This window comes from Streptomyces sp. NPDC002754 (assembly GCF_053592315.1).
The window spans coordinates 1-19,452 of the sequence record NZ_JBSFVM010000019.1; the positions used below are offsets into that span (position 1 = coordinate 1).

15 protein-coding genes and 2 tRNA genes are annotated in these 19,452 nt (G+C 68.7%); 3 read left to right on the forward strand and 14 right to left on the reverse strand.

Annotation, left to right across the window (positions count from 1 at the left end):
* Positions 1–115 precede the first annotated feature (115 nt).
* The 8 genes from rodA to folC form a co-directional block, all read right to left on the reverse strand.
* Entirely contained in the window at positions 116–1,312 is a 1,197-nt protein-coding gene (gene rodA / locus ACWD2L_RS28685; RefSeq protein ID WP_351341391.1) for a rod shape-determining protein RodA, read from the reverse strand.
* 3 nt (positions 1,313–1,315) lie between these two features.
* Positions 1,316–3,502 carry a penicillin-binding protein 2 gene (gene mrdA, locus ACWD2L_RS28690; protein ID WP_351341394.1) on the reverse strand — a complete coding sequence of 729 codons (2,187 nt, stop codon included), beginning with the start codon at positions 3,500–3,502 and terminating at the stop codon, positions 1,316–1,318.
* Between the two features lie 104 nt (positions 3,503–3,606).
* Positions 3,607–4,284, reverse strand: coding sequence for a rod shape-determining protein MreD (gene mreD / locus ACWD2L_RS28695; RefSeq protein WP_351341397.1), 678 nt, complete (start codon positions 4,282–4,284; stop codon positions 3,607–3,609).
* A gap of 18 nt (positions 4,285–4,302) precedes the next feature.
* Positions 4,303–5,289 carry a rod shape-determining protein MreC gene (mreC, locus tag ACWD2L_RS28700; RefSeq protein ID WP_351341400.1) on the reverse strand — a complete coding sequence of 329 codons (987 nt, stop codon included), beginning with the start codon at positions 5,287–5,289 and terminating at the stop codon, positions 4,303–4,305.
* A 108-nt stretch (positions 5,290–5,397) separates the two neighbouring features.
* Positions 5,398–6,417: a rod shape-determining protein gene (locus ACWD2L_RS28705; protein ID WP_266719674.1), complete on the reverse strand. Its 1,020-nt coding sequence runs from the start codon at positions 6,415–6,417 to the stop codon at positions 5,398–5,400.
* Between the two features lie 378 nt (positions 6,418–6,795).
* Positions 6,796–7,209, reverse strand: coding sequence for a nucleoside-diphosphate kinase (ndk, locus tag ACWD2L_RS28710; RefSeq protein WP_351341404.1), 414 nt, complete (start codon positions 7,207–7,209; stop codon positions 6,796–6,798).
* 178 nt (positions 7,210–7,387) lie between these two features.
* Positions 7,388–7,729, reverse strand: a complete 342-nt coding sequence (locus ACWD2L_RS28715) for a DUF4233 domain-containing protein (protein WP_351341407.1) — start codon at positions 7,727–7,729, stop codon at positions 7,388–7,390.
* 5 nt (positions 7,730–7,734) lie between these two features.
* Entirely contained in the window at positions 7,735–9,273 is a 1,539-nt protein-coding gene (gene folC, locus ACWD2L_RS28720; protein ID WP_351341410.1) for a bifunctional tetrahydrofolate synthase/dihydrofolate synthase, read from the reverse strand.
* A gap of 133 nt (positions 9,274–9,406) precedes the next feature.
* Here folC and ACWD2L_RS28725 point away from each other — a divergent pair, with 133 nt between their 5' ends.
* Entirely contained in the window at positions 9,407–10,414 is a 1,008-nt protein-coding gene (locus ACWD2L_RS28725) for a rod shape-determining protein (protein ID WP_351341412.1), read from the forward strand.
* A gap of 145 nt (positions 10,415–10,559) precedes the next feature.
* Here ACWD2L_RS28725 and ACWD2L_RS28730 read toward each other — a convergent pair whose 3' ends face one another.
* Positions 10,560–13,184: a valine--tRNA ligase gene (locus ACWD2L_RS28730; protein WP_351341415.1), complete on the reverse strand. Its 2,625-nt coding sequence runs from the start codon at positions 13,182–13,184 to the stop codon at positions 10,560–10,562.
* Between the two features lie 115 nt (positions 13,185–13,299).
* Between ACWD2L_RS28730 and ACWD2L_RS28735 the strand changes: the two genes are divergently transcribed.
* The gene (locus tag ACWD2L_RS28735) at positions 13,300–14,355 is read left to right on the forward strand and encodes a hypothetical protein (RefSeq protein ID WP_351341418.1); all 1,056 of its coding nucleotides are present in this window, start codon (positions 13,300–13,302) and stop codon (positions 14,353–14,355) included.
* Positions 14,356–14,443: 88 nt separating this feature from the next.
* Here the strand turns inward: ACWD2L_RS28735 and clpX are convergent, their stop codons facing one another.
* From clpX to ACWD2L_RS28760, 5 genes are all read right to left on the reverse strand, one after another.
* The gene (gene clpX / locus ACWD2L_RS28740) at positions 14,444–15,730 is read right to left on the reverse strand and encodes an ATP-dependent Clp protease ATP-binding subunit ClpX (protein ID WP_351341421.1); all 1,287 of its coding nucleotides are present in this window, start codon (positions 15,728–15,730) and stop codon (positions 14,444–14,446) included.
* Positions 15,731–15,885: 155 nt separating this feature from the next.
* On the reverse strand, positions 15,886–16,545 hold the full coding sequence (locus ACWD2L_RS28745; RefSeq protein ID WP_351341423.1) for an ATP-dependent Clp protease proteolytic subunit: 660 nt from the start codon (positions 16,543–16,545) through the stop codon (positions 15,886–15,888).
* Between the two features lie 62 nt (positions 16,546–16,607).
* On the reverse strand, positions 16,608–17,213 hold the full coding sequence (locus ACWD2L_RS28750) for an ATP-dependent Clp protease proteolytic subunit (RefSeq protein ID WP_351341472.1): 606 nt from the start codon (positions 17,211–17,213) through the stop codon (positions 16,608–16,610).
* Positions 17,214–17,606: 393 nt separating this feature from the next.
* Positions 17,607–18,989, reverse strand: a complete 1,383-nt coding sequence (gene tig, locus ACWD2L_RS28755) for a trigger factor (protein ID WP_351341426.1) — start codon at positions 18,987–18,989, stop codon at positions 17,607–17,609.
* A gap of 160 nt (positions 18,990–19,149) precedes the next feature.
* A tRNA-Pro gene (locus ACWD2L_RS28760) sits at positions 19,150–19,226 on the reverse strand.
* A gap of 139 nt (positions 19,227–19,365) precedes the next feature.
* Between ACWD2L_RS28760 and ACWD2L_RS28765 the strand changes: the two genes are divergently transcribed.
* Positions 19,366–19,439, forward strand: a tRNA-Gly gene (locus tag ACWD2L_RS28765).
* The last annotated feature ends 13 nt before the right edge of the window (positions 19,440–19,452 follow it).

Consider the following 19,452-nt stretch of genomic DNA (forward strand, 5'->3'; position numbering starts at 1 on the left):
GATTGAGCAGGCCCGCCCGGCAGGGCTGCTTACAGCCCCTGCGGCGATTGAGCAGGCCCGTCCGGCAGGACTTTCGGGAAGGGGTGGGGTGGGGGCGGACAACCCCGTCGCAGCCTCACGCCGACATCGGGCGCTGCACCTTGATCGATTGGAGTAGCCCCACCGCCACCCACACCGCGAACATGGACGAGCCGCCGTAGGAGACGAAGGGGAGGGGGAGGCCGGCGACCGGCATGATGCCCAGCGTCATGCCGACGTTCTCGAAGGCCTGGAACGCGAACCAGGCGATGATGCCCGCCGCCACGATCGTGCCGTACAGCTCAGTCGTGCCACGCGCGATCTTGCACGCCCGCCACAGCACCACACCGAGCAGCAGCAGGATCAGCCCCGCCCCCAGGAAGCCGAGCTCCTCACCGGCCACCGTGAACACGAAGTCCGTCTGCTGCTCCGGCACGAACTGCCCGGTGGTCTGCGAGCCGTGGAAGAGGCCCGCGCCGGAGAGCCCGCCCGAACCGATCGCGATGCGCGCCTGGTTGGTGTTGTAGCCGACGCCCGCCGGGTCGAGCGCCGGGTTGGCGAAGGCCGCGAAGCGGGCGATCTGGTAGTCGTCCAGGACGCCGAGCTTCCAGACCGCCACCGCGCCCGCCGCGCCGACGCCGATGAGGCCGAGCACCCACCGGTTCGAGGCGCCCGACGCCAGCAGCACGCCGAGCACGATCATCACCATCACCATGACGGACCCGAGGTCCGGCATCAGCATGACGACCAGCATCGGGACGGCGGCGAGACCGATCGCCTGCAACACCGTGCGGTGGTCGGGGTGTTCGCGGTCCCCCGCGTCGACCCGGCCCGCGAGGATCATCGCCATGCCCAGGATGATCGTGATCTTCACGAACTCGGAGGGCTGGAGGGAGAAGCCGCCGGGGAAGAGGATCCAGGCGTGCGCCCCGTTCACGGTCGCGCCGAGCGGGGTGAGCACGAGGAGGACGAGGAAGACGGAGATGCCGTACAGGATCGGCACGGCCGTGCGCAGCGTGCGGTGGCCGAGCCAGATCGTGCCCGCCATCAGCGCGACGCCGATCCCGGTGTTCAGCAGGTGCCGGAACAGGAAGTAGTAGGGATCGCCCTGGTTGAGCTCGGTCCTGTTCCGGGTCGCCGAGAAGACGAGCGCGGCGCCGATGAACGACAGCGCGATCGCCGACAGCAGTATCGGCCAGTCGAGCCTGCGCACCACCGAGTCGCGGGCCATGAGCCGCGTCATGGTGGAACGCTGCGGCCCGTAGCCGGAGACGGAGAAGCCGTTGCCTGTCACCGGTCAGTCCCTCCTGGTGTACGGGGAGGTGGGCAGGGCCGCCGCCAGGTCCTGCTGGGTGGGCGGCGCCTGCTTGTTCGGCTGGACCGGCTTGATCTCCGGGGCGTCGATCGAACCGTCCTTCTGGATCTTCGGCAGGTTCTTCTCCGGCTCGGGCAGCAGGGCCTTCTTCTTGTTGATGCCGCCCTTGTCGTCGACGCCGTAGATCGCGTCGTAGATCTTGCGGACGGCGGGGCCGGAGGCTCCGGAACCCGTACCACCCTGGGAGATCGTCATGACGACCGAGTAGTCCTTGGTGTACGTCGCGAACCAGGACGTCGTCTGCTTGCCGTAGACCTCGGCCGTGCCGGTCTTGGCGTGCATCGGGATCTTGTCCTGCGGCCAGCCGCCGAAGCGCCAGGCGGCGGTGCCGCGGGTCGCGACGCCCGCGAGGGCCTGGTCGATGTGGGCTTGAGTCTGCTTGGTCATGGGCAGCTTGCCCTGTACCTTCGGCGCGATCTCGTTGACCTGCTTGCCGTCGGCGCTGATCACGCCCTTGCCGACCGAGGGCTGGTAGAGGGTGCCGCCGTTGGAGATGGCGCCGTAGATCCTGGCCATCTGGATCGGGGTGACGAGCGTGTCGCCCTGGCCGATGGAGTAGTTGACCTCGTCACCGGCGCGCATCACGTTGCCCTGGCGGCAGTTCTCCCAGTTGAGCCGCTCGACGTAGGAGCCGTTCTTCTTGCCGCCCTTGCACCAGGCGTCCTTGTTGGCCTTCCAGTACTGCTGCTTCCACTTCCGGTCGGGGACCCGGCCGCTGACCTCGTTGGGGAGGTCGACGCCGGTCTCCTTGCCGAGACCGAACTGGTGGGCCGTCTTGTAGAAGGAGTCGTCGGTGTCGACGCCGCTCTTGGGGTGGATGCCGCCGAGCTTCTGCCACTCCTTGTGGGCGATGCCGTAGAAGACGGTGTCGCAGGAGACCTCGAGGGCGCGGCCGAGGCTGATCGGGCCGAAGTTCTCCGACTCGAAGTTCTTGAAGACCTGGCTGCCGATCGAGTACGAGCTGGTGCACGGGTAGCGGCCGTTGAACGGGTAACCGGCGTTGACCGCGGCGGTCGACGAGATCACCTTGAAGATGGAGCCGGGCGCCGACTGGCCCTGGATCGCCCGGTTGAGCAGCGGGTAGTTGGACTTCTTGCCGGTGAGCTGGGCGTAGTCCTTGCCGGAGATGCCGCCGACCCAGGCGTTCGGGTCGTACGTCGGGTTGGAGGCCATGGCGACGACGCGGCCGGTCTTGGCCTCCATCACGACGACGGAGCCGGAGTCGGCCTTGTAGTTTTCGCCGGTGTTCTTGTCGAACTCGGTGCGGGCGGCCTTCATCGCCGCCTGCAGCTCCTTCTCGGCGACGGACTGCACGCGGGCGTCTATCGACGTGACGACGTTCGCGCCCGGTTCGGCCTTGTCGCTCTTGGCGCGGCCGATGACGCGGCCGAGGTTGTCGACCTCGTAGCGGGTGACGCCTGCCTTGCCGCGCAGGTCCTTGTCGTAGGTGCGCTCGAGGCCGCTGCGGCCGACCTGGTCGGAGCGCAGGTACGGCGAGTCGGAGTTCTTGGCCTTCTCGATCTCCGCGTCGGTGACCGGGGAGAGATAGCCGAGGACCTGCGCGGTGTTGGAGCCGCCGGGGCCCGCGTAGCGGCGCACTGCGGTCGGTTCGGCGGTGATGCCGGGGAAGTCCTCGCTGCGCTCGCGGATCTGCAGGGCCTGCTTGGGCGTGGCCTCGTCGGTGATCGGGATGGGCTGGTACGGCGAGCCGTTCCAGCAGGGCTGCGGCGTCTTCGCGTCGCAGAGCCGGACCTTCTCCTCGACGGTCTTGGCCTTGAGACCGAGGACCTTGGCGAGCTTGGCGAGGACGGCCTTGCCCTCGTCGTCCATCTTCATCAGGTCGGTGCGGGAGGCGGAGACGACGAGCCGCGTCTCGTTGTCGGCGAGCGGGATGCCGCGGGCGTCGAGGAGGGAGCCGCGGGTGGCGGGCGTGACGACCTGCTGGACGTGGTTCCCGGAGGCCTCCTTGGCGTACTCGTCGCCGTTGCGGATCTGGAGGTACCAGAGACGGCCGCCGAGGGTGAGCAGGAGGGAGAGGACGAGGATCTGGAGGATGATGAGGCGGATCTGGACCCGTGGAGTGCGGCCCGTCTCGGGGATGTTGGTCACGGTGGCGTGCTCCCCCTCTCAGTGCGTGTACGAGTGCGGCCAGTGGTACGTGTACACGCTGAACCTGTGCGCGTACGCCACCCGGGTGGTCAACTGCGGTGCGCTCACAGGCGCTTGACCCCCTTGATGCGGCCCGCCCGGGAGGCGCGCGCCTTGACCGTCCGCATGCGCAGGCCGCCGGTCCGGCCGCCGATGCTCAGGCCCGTGCCACCGCCGGAGAGCCAGCCGGAGGAGACGTCTGCGGCCTTGGCGGAGCCGCCGGGGGACTCCCCCAGCGGATCGTTCTCGGCGCGTCTCGCGAGCGCCATCACTCCGGGGACGACGAAGGGCGCGAGCAGCAGGTCGTAGAGCGCGGCGGTGAAGATGAGGCTGCCGAGGCCGACGTCGCGGGCGGCGGTGTCGCCGACGAGCGCGCCCACGCCCGCGTACAGCAGGGTCGTGCCGATGGCGGCGCCGACGACGACGAGCATGGGGCCCGCCGCCGAGCGCAGTTGGCCGCTGTCGGGCTTGGCGAGGCCCGCGAGGTAGCCGATGACGCAGAGCACGAGGGCGTAGCGGCCCGCGGCGTGGTCGGCGGGCGGGGCGAGGTCGGCGAGCAGCCCCGCGCCGAAGCCGACGAAGGCGCCGCCCACGTGCCCGTAGACGAGGGCCAGGCCGAGGACGGTCAGGAGCATCAGGTCGGGGACGGCGCCGGGCAGTTGCAGCCGGGCCAGGACACAGACCTGGAGGACGAGGGCCACGACGACAAGGACCGTGGAGAGCAGCATTCGGTTGAAGCGCATGATTCCTTGCTCCTCCTGCTACTGCTGCTGGTCTGCGTTGTTGTCGGCGGCGTTCTCGCCGTTGCCGTTGGCTTCGGCGTTGCCGTTGCCGTCCGCGCCCGGGGTGGCCGTCACGGTCACGGTGGGCGTCGGCTTGGGCTTGGCGGGTTTCTTCGGCAGCACCGTGTCCCGCGGGTCGGTGCGCGGCGCCTGCACGACGACGCCGACGACGTCGAGCTTGGTGAAGCCGACGTACGGCTTCACGTAGACGGTGCGGGTGAGGTCGCCGCCGGAGGGGTCGACGCGGACGACGCGGCCGACCGGGACGCCGGGCACGAAGGGCTTGTCGGACTGCGAGCCGAAGGTGACGAGCCGTTCGCCCTTGCTCACCTTGGCCTTGCCGTTGAGGAGCTGGACGCGCAGCGGACGGTCGCCCTGCCCGGAGGCGAAGCCGAGTTCGTCGGACTTCTCCATGCGGGTGCCGACGGTGAAGTCGGGGTCGTTGGCGAGCAGCACGGTGGCGGTGTTCGGGCCGACGGTCGTCACGCGGCCGACGAGTCCGTCGCCGTTGAGCACCGTCATGTCGCGCTGGATGCCGTCGTTGGCGCCGGCGTCGATGGTCACGGTCCAGGAGAAGCCCTGCGCCGAGCCGATGGCGATGACCTGGGCGCCCTTGATGCCGTACTGGCCCGCGCCCGCCGTCTTCAGCATGGCGTCGAGCTGGCGGACCTTGCTGCGGTTGCGGTCGCCGCTGCCGAGCTTCGCCTTCAAGGAGGCGTTCTCCCGCTCCAGTTCGCCGATGCGGTTGTGCCGCTTGTCGGAGTCGCGGACCGCGCTTATGGCGTTGCCGATCGGGTCGACCGCGCCGGACACGCCGTTCTCCACGGGGCCGAAGACCGTGGCGGCGGCGTGCCGGGCACCTTCGACAGGCGAGTCCTCGCCGCCGCGGATGTCCACCGTGATCAGTGCGAACGCGATGGCGATCAGCAGCACCAGGAGCAGCCGGCTCTCTCGTGTGTCCCTCACGTGCGGCGGCCGTGCCTTCCTCTGAGGATTTCTTATGCCTTGCCTATATATCAACGATCCGCCGCACGAAGTGGCAGGCACTCGTACGGCGGACGTTTTCGCCTCATGTCATCTGCGCGGCGAGGCGTCCAGAACCTGCTGGAGCGCCTCGAACTCCTCGACGCACTTGCCGGAACCGAGCGCCACGCTGTCCAGCGGGTCCTCGGCGATATGGATCGGCATGCCGGTCTCGCGGCGCAGCCGCTCGTCGAGGCCGCGCAGCAGGGCGCCGCCACCGGTGAGAACGATGCCGCGGTCCATTACGTCACCGGACAGCTCGGGCGGGCACTTGTCGAGGGTGGTCTTCACGGCGTCGACGATCGCGTTGACCGGTTCCTCGATCGCCTTGCGGACTTCCGCCGCCGAGATGACGACGGTCTTCGGCAGCCCCGACACGAGGTCGCGGCCGCGGATCTCGGTGTGTTCGTCGGAGTCGAGGTCGTACGCGGAGCCGATCGTGATCTTGATCTGTTCGGCGGTGCGCTCACCGAGGAGGAGTGAGTACTCCTTCTTGATGTGCTGGATGATCGCGTTGTCCAGCTCGTCGCCCGCGACGCGGATGGACTGCGCCGTGACGATTCCGCCGAGCGAGATCACCGCGACCTCGGTGGTGCCGCCGCCGATGTCGACCACCATGTTGCCCGTGGCCTCGTGGACCGGGAGGCCGGAGCCGATGGCCGCGGCCATGGGCTCCTCGATGATGTGCACCTGGCGGGCACCGGCCTGCGAGGAGGCCTCGATGACCGCGCGGCGCTCGACGCCGGTGATGCCGGACGGCACGCAGACGACGACGCGAGGCCGGGCGAGGTAGCGCCGCTTGTGCACCTTCAGGATGAAGTAGCGGAGCATTCGCTCGGTGATCTCGAAGTCGGCGATCACGCCGTCCTTCAGTGGCCGGACCGCCACGATGTTGCCCGGCGTGCGCCCGATCATCTTCTTGGCTTCGGCGCCGACCGCGAGGATGCCGCCGGTGTTGGTGTTGATGGCGACCACGGACGGCTCATTGAGCACGATCCCTCGACCCCTGACGTACACCAGCGTGTTGGCGGTCCCGAGGTCGACAGCCATGTCACGGCCGATGAACGACATTGAGTTCCCCATCAGGATTCGTCTGGCCTTCCCAAGTGGAGCGTTTGATGGCTTGTCAGGTAGGCGAGAGGTGGACGCGTGTGGCGTGGAGGCTCCATCGTAGTCTCGCCTGCACGATCACGGCGCGAGTGTCTTCGCCATTGTCAGCATGGGAGTCCCTGCCCCGCTAATGGGGACGTCCCGACGGAGGAGTGCGTTCCCCCGATCGGGCCGCATATGCAAAAGAGCGGCCCGAATTCTCGGGCCGCTCCTGGTCAGTGGCGCTCCGTGACTGACGCTGCATCAGAAAACGAACTCGCCGGTCTCATGGAGCGGACACCGGGTGTCTCATGCGAGTGAGTCGAAGTCCGGAATAGTGAAGACCGGAAAGGCGACCCGTTACGCGAAATCGGGGAAGAAAAGCTTCAGCTCGCGCGCCGCGGACTCCTCGGAGTCGGAGGCGTGGATCAGGTTCTCGCGGACGATGGTGCCGAAGTCGCCGCGGACCGAACCGGGGGCGGCGGCGATCGGGTCCGTCGGACCGGCCAGCTGGCGTACGCCCTCGATCACCCGCTCGCCCTCGACGACCAGGGCGACGACGGGGCCTGAGGACATGAAGTCGACCAGCGGCTCGTAGAACGGCTTGCCCTTGTGCTCGCCGTAGTGCGCCTCCAGCGTCTCCTGGCTCAGGCTGCGCAGTTCGAGCGCGCTGATCGTCCAGCCGGCCTTGCGCTCGAAGCGGCCGATGATCTCGCCGATCAGGCCGCGGCGGACGGCGTCGGGCTTGAGCAGGACGAGCGTGCGCTGGGTCATTCGCGGGACTCCTTGTGGGCCTAGGTGTGCGGTGACGCCCGAGGTTACAGGGCGTGACCGGCGCCGCGGCAGGCGGGCGGGCGCGGGGTCCGGGGCCAACCCCCGGGGCTCCGCACCGGACCCCGCTGCTCAAACGCCGCAGGGGCTTGATTTGCCCACCCGCACGGCCAAGAACAGCTCAGGCGTGCTCGGCCTGGGCCGCGAAGCGGGCCTTGGCCTCGTCGACCTTGCGGCCGAAGTGGACCGAGGCCCACCACAGGGCCGCGAAGCAGGCGCCGAGGAAGAACATGACGGGGACGAAGAAGCCGCTGATGATCAGGGCGATCTGCAGCGCCCAGCCGAGCTGCACTCCCCCGGGCCGCGTCACCATGCCGCACAGCAGCACGCTGAGCAGCATCGCGACGCCGCTCACCGTCCACACCAGGCCGCCCGAGAGGTCGGGGTCCTTCATGGCGACGAGCCCGGCGAAGCCGATGACGAAGAACTCGGCGAGCAGGGTCGAGGAACAGAGAATACGCACGGCGATCAGCCCTTCCCCAGGAGCAGCCGGGCTTCGCCGACCGTGATGACGGAACCGGTGACGAGCACTCCCCCGCCCGCGTACTCGCCCTCTTCCTCGGCGAGCGTGATCGCGGCCTCGATCGCGTCGTCGAGGCGCGGCTCGACCTGGACGCGCTCGTCGCCGAAGACCTCCACCGCGATGCCCGCCAAGTCGTCGGCGTCCATGGCCCGGTGGCTGGAATTCTGCGTGACGACGACCTCGGCGAAGATCGGCTCGAAGGCCTCGAGGAGCCCCCGTACGTTCTTGTCACTGCTGGCGCCGACGACACCGATGAGGCGGCTGAAGTCGAAGACCTCGCGGATCGCCTCGGCGGTGACGCGGGCGCCCGCCGGGTTGTGCGCGGCGTCGAGGACGACCGTCGGCGAGCGGCGCACGATCTCCAGGCGGCCCGGCGACGTGGCCGAGGCGAACGCGGTGCGGATGGTGTCGATGTCGAGCAGGCGCGCGTGCTGCGAGCCGATGCCGAAGAACGCCTCGACGGCGGTGAGCGCCACCGCCGCGTTGTGCGCCTGGTGCGCGCCGTGCAGCGGCAGGAAGACGTCCTCGTACTCGCCGCCGAGCCCGCGCAGCGTCACCAACTGGCCGCCGACGGCGACCTCGCGGCGGACGACGCCGAACTCCAGGCCCTCGCGGGCCACCGTCGCGTCCCGCTCCACGGCCTTCTTGAGGATCACCTGCGCCGCGTCCACCGGCTGCTGCGCCATGATCACGGAGGCGTCCTGCTTGATGATCCCGGACTTCTCGCCGGCGATCTCGCCGGGCGTCTCACCGAGCCGGTCGGTGTGGTCGAGGTCGATGGGGGTGATGACCGCCACCGATCCGTCGATCACGTTCGTCGCGTCCCAGCTGCCGCCCATGCCGACCTCGACGACCGCGACGTCCACCGGGGCGTCCGCGAAGGCCGCGTAGGCCATGCCGGTCAGCACCTCGAAGAAGGAGAGGCGGTACGCCTGCTGGGAGTCGACCATCTCGACGTACGGCTTGATGTCCTCGTACGTCTCGATGAAGCGCTCATGGTCGATCGGGGCGCCGTCCAGACTGATCCGCTCGGTGATCGACTGGACGTGCGGCGAGGTGTACCGGCCGGTGCGCAGGTCGAAGGCCGTGAGCAGGGCCTCGATCATGCGGGCCGTGGACGTCTTGCCGTTCGTGCCCGTGATGTGGATCGAGGGGTATGCGCGCTGCGGCTCGCCGAGCACGTCCATCAGCGCGGCGATGCGGTCGACGGAGGGCTCCAGCTTCGTCTCGCCCCAGCGCGTGGCGAGCTCCGCCTCCACCACCCGCAGCGCCTTCTCCACCTCGGGGTCCTGCGGGCGGGCCGGGATCCCGTCACCCTGCGGCGGGGCCGACTGGGTGCGCAGGGTGCGGCTGCCCGCCTCGATCACCGCGAGGTCGGGATCGCGGGTGGTCTCTTCGCCGACGATCTCTTCGAACTGGTCGGCGTCGTCGGGGTTGTCGGGGGAGCCGTAGTCGCTGCTGTCGCGCGGGGGGAGGTCACTCACACACGCCAGTCTACGGAGGTCCACCGACAGCGCGTCGGACGCCACCCGACGTCCCGGTTCGGGACCTTCGGCCTGTCCGTTTCGGGACCTTGGTCCCTCCGGATCGGTCTTCCGCCCGGCAAACTTGCTGATCATGGACATAGGCATCGATCTCGGCACCGCCAACACCCTTCTCTACGTACGCGGTCAGGGCATCGTGCTGAACGAACCGTCAGTCGTCGCCATGAAGGCGGGCGGGCGCGGCGAGGTGCTCGCCGTGGGCAGCGAGGCGAAGGAGACCATCGGGCGCACGCCGGGGTCGATCACCGCGATCCGGCCGCTGCGCGGCGGCGTGATCAGCGACTACGAGGCGGCCGAGGCGATGATCCGGCACTTCGTCCGCAAGGCGGTGCCGGGGCGGCGGCCCCGTACGCGCATGGTCGTGTGCGTGCCGAGCGGGGTCACGCCGGTGGAGCGGCGGGCCATCGAGCACGCGGCGCGGCGGGCCGGGGCGAGGACCGTGCACCTGATCGAGGAGCCGATGGCGGCGGCGATCGGGGCGGGCCTCCCGGTGGCGGATCCGCGGGGGTCGATGGTCGTGGACATCGGCGGCGGCACGAGCGAGGTCGCCGTCATCTCGCTGGGCGGCGTGGTCACTTCGCAGTCGCTGCGGGTCGGCGGCGACCGGTTCGACGAGGCGATCACGGACTACGTGCGCAAGCAGCACGGGCTGCTGATCGGCGAGCGCACGGCCGAGGACATCAAGATCGCGATCGGCTCGGCGTGGCCGGTGCCCGGCGAGGACGCGTTCGAGATGCGGGCGTTCACCGTGCGGGGGCGGGAGAAGGTGGCGGGCCTCCCGAAGACGCTCGAACTGACGGTGCGTGAGGTGCGGGCCGCGCTTGACGAGCCGGTGGAGGCGATCATCGCCGCGGTGAAGGCGACGCTGGAGGAGTGTCCTCCGGAGCTGTCGGGGGACGTCATGGAGCACGGGATCGTGCTGACGGGCGGGGGTGCGATGCTGCCGGGGCTCGATCTGCGGATCGCCTCCGGCACGGGGATCCCGGTGTTCGTCGCGGACGACCCGCTGGACAGCGTGGCGCTGGGGTGCGGGAAGTGTGTGGACGACTTCGACGGGTTGCAGCGGATGCTGGCGGCGTAGGCCTCCGGCGGTTCGGCCGGGGTGTGCGGGTGCGGTGTCGCCGTGGTGTGCGCAGTTCGCCGCGCCCCTGAAAGGGGCGTCCGACGCGTGCGGCCCCGAAACCCAAGGTCGGGGTTTCGGGGCCGCGCGTCAATGACTCACGCCGCTACGCCTGCGGCAGCCGGTCCAGCTGGGTGCGGATCCGGGCGATGTCCTCGTCCGCCTTGGCGAGCCGGCCCTTGATCTTGTCGACCACCTGGTCCGGGGCCTTGGCGAGGAACGCCTCGTTGCCCAGCTTGCCCTCGGACTGCGCCTTGTCCTTCTCGGCGGCGGCGAGGTCCTTGGCGAGGCGCTTGCGCTCGGCCGCCACGTCGATCGCGCCGGACAGGTCGAGCGCCACCTCGGCGCCCGCGACCGGCAGCGTGGCGGTGGCGGTGAAGCCCTCGCCCTCCGGCTGCAGCTTGAGCAGCTGACGGATCGCCGGCTCGTGCGCGGCGAGCTCGGTGCCGTCCAGGGTGAGGCGGGCCGGGACGCGCTGGCCCGCCTTGAGGCCCTGGTCGCCCTTGAAGCGGCGGACCTCGGTGACGACCTGCTGGAGCGTCGCGATCTCCTGCTCGGCGGCGTCGTCGCGGAAGCTGCCGGCCTTCGGCCAGTCGGCGATCACGATGGACTCGCCGCCCGTGAGCGTCGTCCACAGCGTCTCCGTGACGAACGGGACGATCGGGTGGAGCAGGCGCAGCAGAACGTCGAGAACCTCGCCGAGGACGCGTCCGGACACCTTGGCCGGCTCGCCGCCCGCCATGAACGTCGTCTTCGACAGCTCGACGTACCAGTCGAAGACCTCGTCCCACGCGTAGTGGAAGAGCGAGTCGGAGAGCTTCGCGAACTGGTAGTCCTCGTAGAACGCGTCGACCTCGGCGACCGTCTTGTTGAGACGGGAGAGGATCCAGCGGTCCGTCGCCGTCATCTCGGACGGCTCCGGCAGCGGGCCCTCGACGGTCGCGCCGTTCATGAGCGCGAAGCGCGTCGCGTTCCAGATCTTGTTGGCGAAGTTCCGGGACGCCTGGACCCAGTCCTCGCCGATCGGGACGTCGATGCCCGGGTTGGCGCCGCGGGCCAGCGTGAACCGCAGCGCGTCGGAGCCGTAGGTGTCCATCCAGTCCAGCGGGTTCACCGCGTTGCCGAAGGACTTCGACATCTTCTTGCCGTTCTCGTCACGGACCATGCCGTGGAACGCGATGGTCTTGAAGGGGACCTCGCCGTCCATCACGTACAGGCCGAACATCATCATCCGGGCGACCCAGAAGAACATCAGGTCGTAGCCGGTGACCATGGCCGAGTTCGGATAGAACTTCGCCAGGTCCTCGGTCTGCTCCGGCCAGCCCAGCGTGGAGAACGGCCACAGGCCGGACGAGAACCAGGTGTCCAGGACGTCGGTGTCCTGGTGCCAGCCCTCGCCGCTCGGCGGCTGCTCGTCGGGGCCGACGCACACGGTCTCGCCGTTCGGGCCGTGCCAGACAGGGATGCGGTGGCCCCACCACAACTGGCGCGAGATGCACCAGTCGTTGAGGTTGTCGACCCAGTCGAAGTAGCGCTGCGACAGGTCGGCGGGGTGGATGTCGACCCGGCCGTCGCGGACCGCGTCACCGGCGGCCTTGGCGAGCGTCTCGACCTTCACCCACCACTGCAGCGAGAGGCGCGGCTCCAACGTCGTCTTGCACCGCGAGCAGTGCCCGACCGAGTGCACGTACGGCCGCTTCTCGGCGACGATGCGGCCCTCGGCCCGCAGCGCGGCGACGATCGCGGAGCGCGCCTCGAAGCGGTCGAGCCCCTCGAAGGGGCCGTGGGCGGTGATGATGCCGCGCTCGTCCAGGACCTGGAGCGCCTCGAGGTCGTGGCGCTGGCCGATCGCGAAGTCGTTCGGGTCGTGGGCAGGGGTGACCTTCACGGCTCCGGTGCCGAACTCCGGGTCGACGTGCGTGTCCGCGACGACGGGGATGGAGCGCCCGGTCAGCGGCAGCTTGATCTGCTTGCCGATCAGGTGCGCGTACCGCTCGTCGTCCGGGTGGACGGCGACCGCGGTGTCGCCCAGCATCGTCTCGGCGCGCGTCGTCGCGACGACGATGGTGTCCTCGCCCTCGCCGTACTTCATGGAGACGAGCTCGCCGTCGTCGTCCTGGTAGTCCACCTCGATGTCCGAGATGGCCGTCAGGCAGCGCGGGCACCAGTTGCTGATGCGCTCGGCGCGGTAGATCAGGTCGTCGTCGAACATCTTCTTGAAGACCGTCTGGACCGCGCGGGACAGGCCCTCGTCCATGGTGAAGCGGTCGCGGCTCCACGCCACACCGTTGCCCAGGCGGCGCATCTGACCGGCGATCTGGCCGCCGGACTCGGCCTTCCACTGCCAGACCCGCTCGACGAACGCCTCACGGCCCAGGTCGTGCCGGGACAGGCCCTCCTTGGCGAGCTCGCGCTCCACCACGTTCTGCGTGGCGATGCCCGCGTGGTCCATGCCGGGCTGCCACAGCGTCTCGTAACCCTGCATGCGCTTGCGGCGGGTGAGGGCGTCGATCAGCGTGTGCTCGAAGGCGTGGCCCAGGTGCAGGGAGCCCGTGACGTTCGGCGGCGGGATGACGATCGTGTACGGCGGCTTCTCGCTCTTGGGATCGGCATCGAAGTAACCACGCTCTACCCAGCGCTCGTACAGCGGCCCCTCTACTTCGGCCGGCGCGTACTGGGTCGGCAGTTCGGAGGTGGGCGCTGGCGTCTGCTGCTGAGAGTTCTCGGTCACCGGGCCAGTTTAGAGGGGTTACAAGCTCGTACTGAAACCGAATCCGGTGGAACGGATCGCACCCGCGTACGTCAGGATGTCGGCAGCACATAAGCAACGGGAGGGAATACCAGTAATGAGCCACAACCAGCCGGGCCCATACGGGAACCAGCCGCCCCAGCAGCCGGGCCCGTACGGTCAGCAGCCCCAGCAGCCGGGACCCTACGGCCAGCCGCAGCAGCCGGGCCCGTACGGACAGCCGCCGCAGCAGGCGCCGCAGCCCGGCTACGGTTACCCGCAGCAGCCGCCCCAGCAGGCGCCCCAGGGGGTTCCGCCCCAGCAGCCGCCGGGTCCGTACGGACAGCCGCCGCAGCAGGCGCCCGGCGGTTACGGCCAGCCCCAGCAGCCGGGCCCGTACGGGCAGCCGCAGCAGGCTCCGTACGGCCAGTACCCGCCGCAGCCGCCCACCGGCGGGGGCGGCAGCAAGAAGGTGCTGGGCATCGTGATCGCCGCGGTCGTCGTGGTGGCGGCGCTCGGGGCGGGTGGCTATTTCATCTTCGTCGACGGCGACAGCGGCAGCAGCGGCGGCGGCTCGTCCGTGGCGGACGACGGCGCGCACAAGCTGACGACGCCGGCCACGGTCCTCGGCGAGTACCAGAAGAGCAGCTCGGACACGTCCAGCAGCGGCACCTTCACCGAAGACGACGTCGCGGAGGCCAAGAAGTGGGGCGTGACCGACCCCAAGAGCGTGAACGCCAGCTACAAGGCGGGCTCCGGCACCTCGGTCAAGGCGATCAACTTCGGTGGCGTCTACGGCAAGATCGAGGACCCGGAGAAGGTCGTCGACTCGATGTTCGCCGAGATGGAGAAGAAGTCCAAGGCGGACGCCGGCGGCGCGAGCGGCGCCAAGGTCTCCTTCGACGGCTCGCCCCAGAAGTTCGAGCCGGCCGGCTTCAAGAACGGCGTCATCAAGTGCCAGAACGCCAAGTACGAGATGCCCGGCGGCAGTTCGTCCACCGCGGGCGTGCCGTCGAGCTTCAAGATGCCGATGTGCATCTGGGGCGACCACAGCACGGTCACGTACATCGTGTACTCCGACAGCGGCGCCATCATCTCGAAGAAGGAGCAGCCGCTGAGCGAGGCGGCCGACACGACGGCGAAGCTGCGCGACGAGGTGCGCGTCAAGTCCTGACGGTCTGCACCCGCACCGCCCGCACCACATGAGAAGGGCCCCGGTCGGAGATCCGACCGGGGCCCTTCTCATGCAGACTGACGCTTGGCTACGCCGACTTCTGTTCGCCGCTGCCGCCGCCGCGGGCGTCCCGCGGGATCAGCGTCGGGTTCACGTTCGAGTGGACGGCCTCCGCGGTGATGACGACACGGGCCACGTCCTTGCGGGACGGGACCTCGTACATCACCGACTGGAGGACCTCCTCCATGATGGCGCGCAGCCCTCGCGCGCCGGTGCGGCGCAGGATCGCCTGGTCGGCGATGGCCTCGAGCGCCTCGCGCTCGAAGTCCAGCTCCACACCGTCCAGTTCGAAGAGCCGCTCGTACTGCTTGACCAGAGCGTTCTTCGGCTCGACGAGGATCTGGAGCAGCGCCTCGCGGTCGAGGTTCTGGACCGCGGTGATGACCGGGAGCCGGCCGATGAACTCCGGGATCATCCCGAACTTCACCAGGTCCTCCGGCATGACCTCCTGGAACTGGTCCTTCTCCTCCAGCTCGCGCTTGGAGTGCAGGGTCGCCCCGAAGCCGATGCCCTTGGCGCCGGCCCGCGACTCGATGATCTTCTCCAGACCGGAGAACGCGCCGCCCACGATGAACAGCACGTTCGTCGTGTCGATCTGGATGAACTCCTGGTGCGGGTGCTTGCGGCCGCCCTGCGGAGGAACCGAGGCACTGGTGCCCTCAAGGATCTTGAGGAGGGCCTGCTGTACGCCCTCACCGCTCACGTCACGCGTGATCGACGGGTTCTCCGACTTGCGGGCGACCTTGTCGATCTCGTCGATGTAGATGATCCCGGTCTCGGCCTTCTTGACGTCGTAGTCGGCCGCCTGGATCAGCTTCAGCAGAATGTTCTCGACGTCCTCGCCGACGTAACCGGCCTCCGTCAGCGCCGTCGCGTCGGCGATGGCGAACGGGACGTTGAGCATGCGCGCCAGCGTCTGCGCGAGGAGCGTCTTTCCGGAGCCGGTCGGGCCGAGGAGGAGGATGTTGGACTTCGCGAGTTCGATCGCGTCGTCCCGCCCGTTCGCCCCGCCGTTCTCGCCGGCCTGGACGCGCTTGTAGTGGTTGTACACCGCGACGGACAGCGCCTTCTTGGCCGCTTCCTGTCCTACGACGTAGCTCTCGAGGAACTCGTAGATCTCGCGCGGCTTGGGCAGTTCCTCCCAGCGCACTTCACTGGTCTCTGCGAGCTCTTCCTCGATGATCTCGTTGCAGAGGTCGATGCACTCGTCGCAGATGTATACACCGGGGCCTGCGATGAGCTTCTTGACCTGCTTCTGACTCTTTCCGCAGAACGAGCACTTGAGCAGATCGCCGCCGTCACCGATGCGTGCCACGAGGTGCTTCCCCTTCGCCTGGGAGACGCTCGCGTAAGCGGCTCCTGGTGCCTGTATCCGACGGTACCTTGCCGGGCCCCCCGTTCGGGCCCCCCTTGGCACGGTTCACTTTGACGGGAACCGTGCCAAGGGGACGGCAGACGATACAGCGCCTACTACGCGATCGCCTCGTTGTTCATCTTGCGCGTCGAGACGACCTGGTCGACCAGGCCGTACGCGAGCGCGTCATCGGCCGTGAGGATCTTGTCGCGCTCGATGTCGTCGCGGATCTTCTCGATCGGCGTCGTCGAGTGCTTGGCCAGCATGTCTTCCAGCTGAGCACGCATACGCATGATCTCGTTGGCCGCGATTTCCAGGTCGGAGAGCTGCTCACGGCCGGTGCCGCCGGAGGGCTGGTGGATCAGCACGCGCGCGTTGGTCAGCGCCATGCGCTTGCCGGGGGTACCGGCGGCCAGCAGGACGGCGGCCGCGGAGGCGGCCTGGCCCATGCAGACCGTCTGGATGTCCGGCTTCACGAACTGCATCGTGTCGTAGATGGCCGTGAGGGCCGTGAACGAGCCGCCGGGGCTGTTGATGTAGATCGAGATGTCGCGGTCCGGGTCCATCGACTCCAGGCACAGCAGCTGCGCCATGACGTCGTTGGCCGACGCGTCGTCGATCTGCACGCCGAGGAAGATGATGCGCTCCTCGAAGAGCTTCGCGTACGGGTCGTACTCGCGCACGCCCTGCGAGGTGCGCTCGACGAAGCGCGGCACCACGTAGCGGTTGTCGACCTGGGGGCCCGTGTACAGGCCGCTGCCGGGGAAGTTGTTCATGGTCGGTGTTCCGTCCTGGTGAGGGTGGGCTTTGGCTGGCCGTGCCGACGTGATCGCGAGGATCAGGCGCCGGTGCCGCCGCCGCCCGGAACGCCCGTAGCGGCAGTGATGATCTCGTCGATGAGGCCGTACTCCTTGGCCTCCTCGGTGGTGAACCAGCGGTCGCGGTCACCGTCACGGATGATCGTCTCGATGGTCTGGCCGGAGTGCAGGGCCGTGATCTCGGCCATGCGCTTCTTCGTGCGCAGCAGGTACTCGGCCTGGATCTTCACGTCCGACGCGGTACCGCCGATGCCCGCGGAGCCCTGGTGCATCAGGATGTCGGTGTGCGGCAGCGCGAAGCGCTTGCCCGCCGTGCCACCGGTCAGCAGGAACTGGCCCATGGAGGCGGCCATGCCCATGCCGATGGTGATGACGTCGTTCGGGATGTACTGCATGGTGTCGTAGATCGCCATGCCGGCCGTCACCGAGCCACCGGGGCTGTTGATGTAGAGGTAGATGTCCTTGTCCGGGTCTGCGGCAAGGAGCAGCATCTGCGCGGTGATCTTGTTCGCGATGTCGTCGTCGACCTGCTGGCCGAGGAAGACGATGCGCTCGCCGAGCAGCCGGTTGTACACATGGTCGCCGAGGCCACCACCGATGGACGGCTCGCCTGCGGCGGAAGGCATCAGATTCGTCACGTATCCACCTGCTCGTCTCTGACGGCTACGCGCCGTCTCGCGTCTTTAGCTGGGGCCGGGGGCCGTGCTCGGACTCCCCTGCCCTCCTCTTCATGGACCCTAACGCGCGGCTCCCTCAGGAGAATCCCGCGAGTGGAACTGTTCGCTGTGAGCGCAGGTTCGCTCCGCTCATGTGCGGAGTGGCTGAGCACGGCTCCCCAGGGGCGCGGGGAACTGCGCGATCCCCATGCATGACCGCAGGCGGCCACAGAAGCTCAGGCACGACGCGTCATGCGCCCCATCGGGGCTGGGCGCGCAGTTCCCCGCGCCCCTTACGGGGCACTGAGGCCCCCGGAACCGTGATGGTTCCGGGGGCCTCAGTCACGTTCCTGAACGGAGCGGTTACTTGGCCTCGGCCTCGGCGGACTCGGCGGACTCGGTGGCGGCCTCGGTGGCCTCCTCCGTCTCCTCCTCGTCGTCCGACAGGTCGACGACCTCGCCGTTGGTGTCCTTGACGGTGGCGGCCTCGACGACCACGGCAAGGGCCTTTCCGCGGGCGACCTCGCCGACCAGCATCGGGACCTGGCCACCCTCGACGACGGCCTGGGCGAACTGGTCGGGGGACATGCCGGAGGAGGCGGCGCGGCGCATGAGGTGCTCGGTGAGCTCCTCCTGGCTGACGTTCAGCTTCTCCTTGTTGACGAGCTCGTCGAGGACGAACTGCGTCTTGATGCCCTTGACGGCCTGCTCGCTCGTCTCGGCGTCGAACTCCTCGACCGTCTTGCCCTGGATCTCGAGGAACTTCTCGAGGTCGAGGCCCATCTGGCCGAGCTGGTGGTTCTCGAGGTTGTGCTTGCGGGTCTGGACCTCGTCCTCGAGCAGCTTCTCCGGGACGGGGACCTCGACCAGCTCGAGCAGCTTCTCCAGGACGCGCTCCTGGGCCTGCGTGGCCTGGTCGTTCAGCTTCTGGTTCTCGAGGCGCTTGCGGCTGTCGGCCTTCAGCTCGTCGAGGGTGTCGAACTCGGAGGCGAGCTGCGCGAACTCGTCGTCCAGCTCCGGCAGTTCGCGCGCGGCGACCTGGCTCACCTTGACGGTGACCTCGGCGTCCTTGCCCTCGGCGGAGCCACCCTTGAGCTCGGAGGTGAAGGTGGCCTCGCCACCGGCCTCCAGACCCTTGACGGCGTCGTCGATGCCGTCGAGGAGCTCGCCCGAACCGATGGTGTACGAGACACCGGAGGCGACGCCGTCCTCGAGGACCTCGCCCTCGACCTTGGCCTCCAGGTCGATCGTCACGACGTCGCCGTCCTCGGCGGCGCGCTCGACCGGCGCGGTGGAGGCGAAGCGGTCGCGCAACTGCTCGACGGCCTTGTCGACGTCCTCTTCGGTGACCTCTGTGGCGTCGACCTCGACCTCGATGCCGGAGTAGTCCGGGATCTCGATCGTCGGGCGTACATCGACCTCAGCAGTGAAGTTCAGCGTCTCGCCGTCCTTCAGGTCGGTGATGTCGACCTCGGGCTGACCGAGGACGTTGAGCTCCGCCTCGTTGACGGCCTCGGTGTAGAACTTCGGGAGCGCGTCGTTGACGGCCTCCTCCAGAACCGCACCGCGGCCGAAGCGCTGGTCGATGACCCGGGCGGGGATCTTGCCCTTGCGGAAGCCCTTCACCGTGACCTGCTGGTTGATCTTCTTGTACGCCGCGTCGAGGCTGTCCTTGAGCTCCTCGAAGGGCACCTCAATGCTGAGCCGAACCCGGGTCGGGTTCAGGGTCTCGACGGCGCTCTTCACGGTGGGTCTCCTTGGGGGCTGACTTCTGGGATCGTGCCCGGCTAAGAGACACACGGGCATGCAGCTTGCATAGTAACGGCACGCCGGTGCTGACCCACAATGCGATCTTGGAGAACCCCGGGGTGGCCGGCCCTGTCCGCGACGGCCACTCTCCGAACGCTGGTCGGGGTGGCGGGATTTGAACCCACGGCCTTCCGCTCCCAAAGCGGACGCGCTACCAAGCTGCGCCACACCCCGTCGGTGCGACACGTAGGGTACATGCCCGCAGGCCATGCGGCTCCCGCGCTGCGGGCCGCGGGAAACGGGGTGTGCGCTCGGCGCCCTCGACCCGCTACGATGCCTGCGTACCGCGGTCACCGACCTGCGGTGCGGCTGTGCGGGCGTAGCTCAATGGTAGAGCCCTAGTCTTCCAAACTAGCTACGCGGGTTCGATTCCCGTCGCCCGCTCCAAACGACTCAAGGC